Here is a 7,089-nt window from a genome sequence, read left to right on the forward strand (position 1 = left end):
CTAACTTCTTGCTGAATACGTAACTTAGGGTCACTACTTGCTGACAGGTTCAGCTTTCTCTATTGAATTATCATTCACACCCAAAGTCAATTCCAAAGGAGTTTTTTGGGCGTAAGCTTTTACCACTTGTCGATAAACATCATAATTAGTAGGTAGTGTGTTCTGAGTATTACCCGCTCTATAGGTCAGTTTGTACTTTACATCTTTGACCAATTCAGGTTTGCCTGCCTCTTCTTGAGATTTTTTGCGTTGTTCAACTTCATCAACACTTGGTCGCGGCGGTAAAGTAGGCCACCATAGCCCTTTGTCATCTGGGCCAACAACTGCTCCTGCCGGTTTCAATCCATTCCTATTCAACACTGAAGTATTCGCAAAGGTTTCAATACGTTGCTGTGGTTGACCTGTTAGGTTATTCGCATACTTGACTTGCCAGGAGTAACTGGTGAGTGCTGTAGCTTCATACTGTTCAGCAGTAGTAGTACTGCAACTAGTTAGTGTCAGTGCCGTTAGTGCAGTTATTATTAAGGGTACAATTTTCAACTTTTGCATTATCAATCGTGAATATCTTTCACCAATCACTCTTGAAGAGGGAGTGTGCCATAATTGCTGCCAAGGAGAAGGAATCGCTGTTGCCCTTAAGCACTTCCCTTGCTTGCAGCCTAATCGCTGTTTGCTCACAGTTGGGGCATTTTACCTTTGTAAAAATTACTGAAGGTCGTCCTTTGTACTCGCCCATTACGGGATCTCCACTGTACTCGCTGATTATCCCCTGCTTGCAGTGGTAGCACTCGAATATCACACGCCCTACCTCCGAGTTGCAATCCAGGAATTGCATGTGCTGACAGGCTTCTGGCTGTAATTCTGGTTCTTCGGAGCGGTCTTGGAAGGGTATATGAGGTTTGGTTGCTGGTGGTAAATCTATTTTTTTCTTGTTGCGCTTGCCAGTCACCTGCGGCTCAATTTTTGGCGGCTTCATGGGTTTTTCCTCGACCGGGGGATGGTCAGGCTGTTACTGAGTTTTGAGTTATTCATCAACTAAAGTCAAATCAGATTTAACAGATGAGGTAAGGGGTTTGGGCTGTTACTGTTTTGATGGTTTAGATGGACGTTGGGTTGATTTCAATTTAATTTTGTTTATTTCTCAATCCTTAAAAAATGTGTCGTATTTTAAAATACGACAGAAATAGGTGACAAATACAAATGCATGATATACATTTTTCAAAAGCTTATGTCGAATTTCAAAATCCGACAAAAAAACTGATATGAAGCAGATAGTTCTCTCACTGATAGCTAATGCAGGCGGTGTAGGTAAAACTACACTCAGTGTACACCTTGCATACGAGATAGTTCGGCGTGGCTTTTCTGTAGCAATACTTGACTTAGATCCACAACGCTCTTTAGATGTGTTTTGTGGGGTACCACCTGCTGAAGTATCTAATACTTTAGTTAAAGCATTATCCAAAGATTTTAAGGGGGATTGGAAATTAATTTCGGTTTGGGAAGAATCAAAAATTCAAGTCTGCCAAGGACATCCATTAATGGCTGAAATGGCCAACGAATTAGTAATTAGGAAACGAGGAGAGTACACACTTAGCGATCGCTTAAAAAACTACCCATTACCTCATAACTTAGTAATCTTGGATTGTCCGGCCACATTGGGAATGCTGAATGTTAATGCTTTAGCGGCTTCAACTCACATATTAGTCCCAGTGCAATTAGAAATGAAAGCGATTTCTGGTTCAGCAGAATTGGTAGAATGGTGCATTTCAACCAGCGATGAGTTACAGTTATCACCTCGTCCACCAATTTTAGGGTTTGTGCCAAGTATGTATGATGATACCGTAGCGATGCACAGACAATATCTAGAGCAATTACCAGAAATAACTGAACATTTACAATTGAAACTTTACCCCAAAGTTCGTAGTTCCAATGAATTCAAAAATGCTAGCGCTCACGGGCTACCTTTACAAAAATACCGTCCCAAACATCCTGCTTGTAAAGATTTTAAGCAAATTACAGATGATTTAGTTGCTTTAATTAAGGAGAAAAAATAATCGTGGCTTTGCCTAAAATTGCTAGTAAATTTAGTAGCGCAGTTCAAAAAACTGAGCAAGAACAAAAAATTGCTGAACTTCAAATAGAAATAGAAAGACTCAGAACCGCACAATCTCCTGAGTTAGAGAATGAACTGCAAAAACTCCGAGAACAACTTCAAAATCAATCAGGAGAAGTACAAGTTGATTTAAATCTCATTGACCCGAATCCTAATCAGCCTCGGCAGACAATTACACCAGAATTAATACAAGCAAAAGCACGATTACTCAAAAAACACGGGCAGATTTCAGCAGTCATCTTAGTCAGACAGAGTAATGGTCGTTACATACTGTTAGATGGGCAGCTACGTACTGAAGGAGCTAAATTACTAGGCTGGTCAACTATTCGTGCAGTAATAGTGGCAATGCCTAATGACTTAGATCAATCTGCATTACTAACTTTTCTTGGCTTTGAAGACTTGAATCCTTTAGATAAAGCAGAGGCAGTATTTAAAGAAGTAATGAAGTCCGCTAATTTGTCAATGGATGAAGTTTCCACAATGTTGGGAACGGTAATTAAAAGAATAGAGAGAAATGGAAATAGTAAAGAGCTAGCAAAATTGATGGCTGTTAGCGTCGATGAACAGCAACAGGGCTTAGAACTATTGGAAATTACAGGCAAAGAACAGAGTCTACTACTAGTGCTGCTAGAGTTAGGGTTAAATCCTAGTTCTGTGAAAGCTAATCTAATGCCGATGCTTTATCTGCCTGAAGATTTAAAACAGGTCATCAGGCAGCATGGACTCAAAGGCGCTCATGCTTTAGCATTGGCAACTCTATCTGCCAAGGCATTAGACATCTCCGAAAATCAAGCAGCATCAGAACGGATTGCAGCAACAGATGAAGTCTTAAAGAAAAATCTGACAGTAACAGAAACTCGTGAACTGGTTAGAAAAATTAAGGTCAAGTATTTAAAGTCAAATGAACAAGAGTTAAAAGAGGTAAAAGTGATATTCCAAAAAGTTAATGGAATTTCTGGAGATTTGCTTAAAAAAGCTAGTAGTAAACAGCTTCATGAAATGCGCTCTCTCTTTCAGCAAAAATTACAAGAAATTGACAAAGTTATTGCTACAAGTAAATAAATTCAATATTCTTACTTTTACAAATTGTTTCATAGGTTGTCATAGTATCTCTGAGAATCAGACTGTACGATAAATTTTTATTTGGTTAGATCCAAAAGGGAGGGCTAGGCAACTTAGCAATTAGGCTACTTAAGTTTTTCATATCGTGTCGAAACCAGTTATGAATCCATAAACAGTAATGGTCAATAGCTTGTTGCTCTGTAAGATTACCTAAGAGTTCTGATGCGATCGCATGGCTAACCCAAATACCAGACATAATTGCTTTGAGAACACCATGACTTGATGTCGGATCAAGTACCATTGCTGCATCCCCAACCAGAAAGTAACCATATCCGGCGGGTTGTGAAACGATTCGCCAGGTAACATTAGCGGCCCGCATTGCTTGGTAAATCTTTAACCCAAAGAATTCATTGGGTAGCCAATCTTTTGCGATTTTCTGCTCTACAAATGATAAGCGCGTCCATTGATAAAGTTGCAATCGCACTTTCGCAGTCCACGTCCAACCAGAGGAATCGGCAACAATCGCTGGGGCATCATCTCGGGCTGGGCATTCTCCTATTACATAACCATAATAGGCAATCAGACGTGGGGAATGATAACAAATTTCTAAGCCTAATTGTTGAGCAAGCCAATGATGATCTCCGGTAGCATCAATGATTTTAGCTGCCCGAAAAGTTCCAAGAGAAGTCTCAACACCAATTACTCTGCACCCATCCATCACTAAACGGGAAGCGTGGCAAGGTTGTATAACCTTAACACCTATTTCTCTGGCGCAATTCAGCAAAATTGTATCAAAATCGGCTCTCCAGGCTTGAAATCCTAGCCATGCTCCCGAATCATCTTCGCCAAAGGGGACAAACTCGCTCTCCTCTGACCACTGCACCCAGTTTCCCTTGTGGCGAAGAAAGCCAGCTGCTAACACTGGCTCAAGTACCCCTAACTGCTTAAGTAGTGGTTCAACACCAGGGTGTAATGTTTCACCAGGATGTGTACGAGGAAATGGCTTCGACTCAATCAGGACAACTTTTAGCCCTAGTTGGGCGCAGCCAATAGCAGTAGCGCAACCCCCCGGCCCACCCCCAACTACAAGCACATCGCAATTAGACACGTCTTCTAGACCAGGTTCCATTAGAGCGTTTTAACACAATATTAACTGGTGTAACAAACAGAGTTACAGTTTCTTCGATTGCAACCAAGCGTTTTCGAGAATCTTCTGGGTCTAAAAATGAATTTCCATGACGATAAATCTCAAACTGATAGATATTTCCACCAAGCCTAGTTTGTGTTTGAGTTTGTGCCTGTTGTAATTCAGAATTGGTCGGTTGTACTGATTGGAAGGAAAACACGCTCCATTTTCCCCTATCTTCAGGTCTAATCCTTAAGACTTGGTAAACATTTGCCATTGCCAACACTCTGGCTTCGTATTCACGTACATCAACCTTAGCCGTCAATGAAAGCGAAAATTTATTTTCTAAAGAACTCTCTACATAATCTGCATGAGCAAAATCTGAATACTCTATCAACTCTTTGCCATTCTTGGTGATGCGTCGAGGCCCAGAGATTCCATCCCACGGTAAGTTGCCAACCTGGCCAATTTCTGCATCTGTTAGTGGGCTGACGGTGGGCCAGATGGGATTTGGCTGAAACGTCCGGGCTGCATCAGGAGCTACTGCGGGCCAAAATGTACTAAGTGCAGCACAAAGTTTGGAGTCCTCTGGAAAAGGGCTGCCTAAGCCGTAGCTTGCTAGGTGTTCCACTTGGTTGGTGCGATCAAAACTCACATCCCAACCAGGAGCAAACACTCCCGCCGCCGCATCTGGAAGATATGCTTGTCGGGTTGTTGGGGAACCATTCAACGGCATTTGTCGCACCGAACCTTGATGGGGTAAAGAGACAATTGCAGTTACAGTTTTATCTTCTGGTCGAAAATCAACATCTTCTAATTGCAGGTTGGGAGCAAAGCGATTGTCAGATAATGTTTCCGGGGAAACTTGCCAAAGATTCTGTCTGAGTCTGCTAGGTACTGATTGCTCTGTCCATTCTAATAGCTCTCGCTGGTCGCAACTGGGGAAAAAATCTGGTGCTGTTACCAGAGAATAGGCAGGCACGTTGCGAGGAATTGCCACCGCTAACTCTGGACATATTGCTTCAATCGACCCATCGCCTGTAAAGTCAAGATAGTGTTGAGCATCATAGCCACCTGCTTTCACAACCGCTTCCACATCTTTCTGGTCGTTGAGATTTTCTTGTTGACCATTGGGCAATATTTTATGGCGGACATGAACATACTCTGGAGCGTGTCTTGCTCCTGTGGTTTTATCCGCAGGAATAGCTAGGCTAGAAGATAGGGTTGGACTATTCGGTGGAACTTTAAAGGTGAGTAGCTTTCCTTGATAAGTAGCTGCTTCAATGAGATTTGGGTGAACAACTGGAACTAAAAGCCCTGTGCCAAACTCAGACGCTGTTGTGAATTCAGCAATGCCTTCTGTAAAAATAAATGGCGGGTTACTAATGTCTGGTTCATCCCAGCCTGTGTTTTTTAATGCTAAATGAATCCGCCGCAGTTTTTGATTGACATGATGAGCTTTTATTGCCACTTGTAAGTCAAAGCCACGAATGCATTCTGTACCGTTGAATAACTTGTGGAGCGGAACCCAGAATAGTCTGCTATTATCACCATCCTGAAAACGCAACGGGCCAAAAGTATCTTGATTACCAGTGCGTTGAACAGCAATATAGGCAGAATAACGAGCTGGCAAGACGCGAAAAGTTTCTTTTAAGTCACCTTCCACGGCTGGGAGAAATCCGCGCAGTTTATCATTATATAACGCTTGTCTGTTTCCGACTCGTGCCACACCTGTGCGCGAAAAACAAAGTGAAGCGTGCTGACGGTGGACAGTTTCCGAAGCTGGGCGATATTCACAAGCAAACACTGCGATCGCTAATGGTTGTCTTGAAGCCAGAACTTGCAAATCTTGTAAAGAAGGAGGCTGCACTCCATAAACAAAATTTTCAATAATTTCGAGTTCTGCTAGGGTGGGATATGCGCCGAGATTGGCACTTATAACATTGGGTGAAGCCAAGGCATGAAACAGCAAGCTCCGAGATGGATTTCCTGCTTCTATTGCTCGTTTCCCTTCAAAGGCAAAATCTTCAAACCCTACTATCTGACGATTGATAGCCGATAGTTCTTTAGTTAATTCCTGCTGGAGGTTTGTTGCTGTGATATCTAGCCCTTGCTGGAGTAGCAAATCTCGCCAGCCAACAGAGGCTAGGCGCGAGCAAACCTGTTTAACTTCATCAATGAGAGCCATGACTTAATATCCTCAATTTTACAGTTAGTAGTTAAAGTTTGCATAACGGCACTCTCCCGATTGCAATCGCTTTTGACAATTGGGGCAGGCAAGCTTCATCAAATAGAAGTGATTATATCTACTTCCTCTAAGGATGGTGGCGGTTCAGAAGAACTAGCGTGACTTTCTGGTGTTGCTCCCTCACGACCTACATCTCCCTCCCATGAATAGTTGCAGATTTTAGTGCCAAGTAATGCACCAAACGTCAGGTTAATTGCCAGGGCAAAGGAATCGATAAAAATTAGATTTACAAAGCGATCAATCATTAGTCCCTCTTGAGCTATAGTTTTGCATCAAGTGATATTTGTTCTCTGACTACACATGCCACAATCTCTTTTCCAGAAATGCATGGATACCTTGCGATTTCCTATCCAAGTGGCATTTTAATTTGGCACAGGGACAAATAAAAAGTCGCTAGACAAATCTCATTAATTCCTGCTTATTGACAAAGATTTGAGCGTAGGCGTAGCCCGTCGCAGACATCACATTGAATCGTGGAAAGTGAATTAAGTAGGTGGGCATAAAAAAACTAAACTATGTAAAGATAAGTAAATACGGAGA

The 7,089-nt window shown here is 42.1% G+C and carries 7 protein-coding genes; 2 read left to right on the plus strand and 5 right to left on the minus strand.

Translation table 11 applies throughout. From position 1 onward, the window contains the following. Nucleotides 1-33 precede the first annotated feature (33 nt). On the minus strand, nucleotides 34-549 hold the full coding sequence (locus tag ACM0OX_RS19320; RefSeq protein WP_414516666.1) for a hypothetical protein: 516 nt from the start codon (nucleotides 547-549) through the stop codon (nucleotides 34-36). A 19-nt stretch (nucleotides 550-568) separates the two neighbouring features. Continuing rightward, nucleotides 569-976 (minus strand): hypothetical protein, encoded by a 408-nt coding sequence (locus tag ACM0OX_RS19325; protein ID WP_414516667.1) that lies wholly within the window; start codon nucleotides 974-976, stop codon nucleotides 569-571. A 286-nt stretch (nucleotides 977-1,262) separates the two neighbouring features. Between ACM0OX_RS19325 and ACM0OX_RS19330 the strand changes: the two genes are divergently transcribed. Beyond that, nucleotides 1,263-2,054, plus strand: coding sequence for a ParA family protein (locus ACM0OX_RS19330; protein WP_069074846.1), 792 nt, complete (start codon nucleotides 1,263-1,265; stop codon nucleotides 2,052-2,054). A 2-nt stretch (nucleotides 2,055-2,056) separates the two neighbouring features. Then, a complete protein-coding gene (locus tag ACM0OX_RS19335; RefSeq protein WP_414516668.1) occupies nucleotides 2,057-3,175 on the plus strand; it encodes a ParB/RepB/Spo0J family partition protein in 1,119 nt (372 codons plus the stop codon). Nucleotides 3,176-3,260: 85 nt separating this feature from the next. On the opposite strand, the gene ACM0OX_RS19340 is transcribed toward ACM0OX_RS19335, so the two are convergent. From ACM0OX_RS19340 to ACM0OX_RS19350, 3 genes are all read right to left on the minus strand, one after another. After that, on the minus strand, nucleotides 3,261-4,304 hold the full coding sequence (locus ACM0OX_RS19340; protein ID WP_414516669.1) for an NAD(P)/FAD-dependent oxidoreductase: 1,044 nt from the start codon (nucleotides 4,302-4,304) through the stop codon (nucleotides 3,261-3,263). Continuing rightward, on the minus strand, nucleotides 4,276-6,489 hold the full coding sequence (locus ACM0OX_RS19345; protein ID WP_414516670.1) for a hypothetical protein: 2,214 nt from the start codon (nucleotides 6,487-6,489) through the stop codon (nucleotides 4,276-4,278). Before ACM0OX_RS19345 ends, ACM0OX_RS19340 begins: the two co-directional genes overlap by 29 nt. Before the next feature lie 98 nt (nucleotides 6,490-6,587). Next, nucleotides 6,588-6,794 carry a hypothetical protein gene (locus tag ACM0OX_RS19350; protein WP_414516671.1) on the minus strand — a complete coding sequence of 69 codons (207 nt, stop codon included), beginning with the start codon at nucleotides 6,792-6,794 and terminating at the stop codon, nucleotides 6,588-6,590. Nucleotides 6,795-7,089 lie beyond the last annotated feature (295 nt).

The sequence above is a fragment of the Nostoc sp. PCC 9305 genome, from assembly GCF_963920915.1.
In the GTDB taxonomy this organism is placed as follows: domain Bacteria; phylum Cyanobacteriota; class Cyanobacteriia; order Cyanobacteriales; family Nostocaceae; genus Nostoc.

What these genes read in the sequence shown, in the direction of transcription:
- ACM0OX_RS19345 (WP_414516670.1), bottom strand. Translation starts at nt 6,489, where the DNA reads ATGGCTCTCATTGATGAAGTTAAACAGGTTTGCTCGCGCCTAGCCTCT.
- ACM0OX_RS19330 (WP_069074846.1), top strand. Translation starts at nt 1,263, where the DNA reads ATGAAGCAGATAGTTCTCTCACTGATAGCTAATGCAGGCGGTGTAGGT.
- ACM0OX_RS19325 (WP_414516667.1), bottom strand. Translation starts at nt 976, where the DNA reads ATGAAGCCGCCAAAAATTGAGCCGCAGGTGACTGGCAAGCGCAACAAG.
- ACM0OX_RS19350 (WP_414516671.1), bottom strand. Translation starts at nt 6,794, where the DNA reads ATGATTGATCGCTTTGTAAATCTAATTTTTATCGATTCCTTTGCCCTG.
- ACM0OX_RS19320 (WP_414516666.1), bottom strand. Translation starts at nt 549, where the DNA reads ATGCAAAAGTTGAAAATTGTACCCTTAATAATAACTGCACTAACGGCA.
- ACM0OX_RS19340 (WP_414516669.1), bottom strand. Translation starts at nt 4,304, where the DNA reads ATGGAACCTGGTCTAGAAGACGTGTCTAATTGCGATGTGCTTGTAGTT.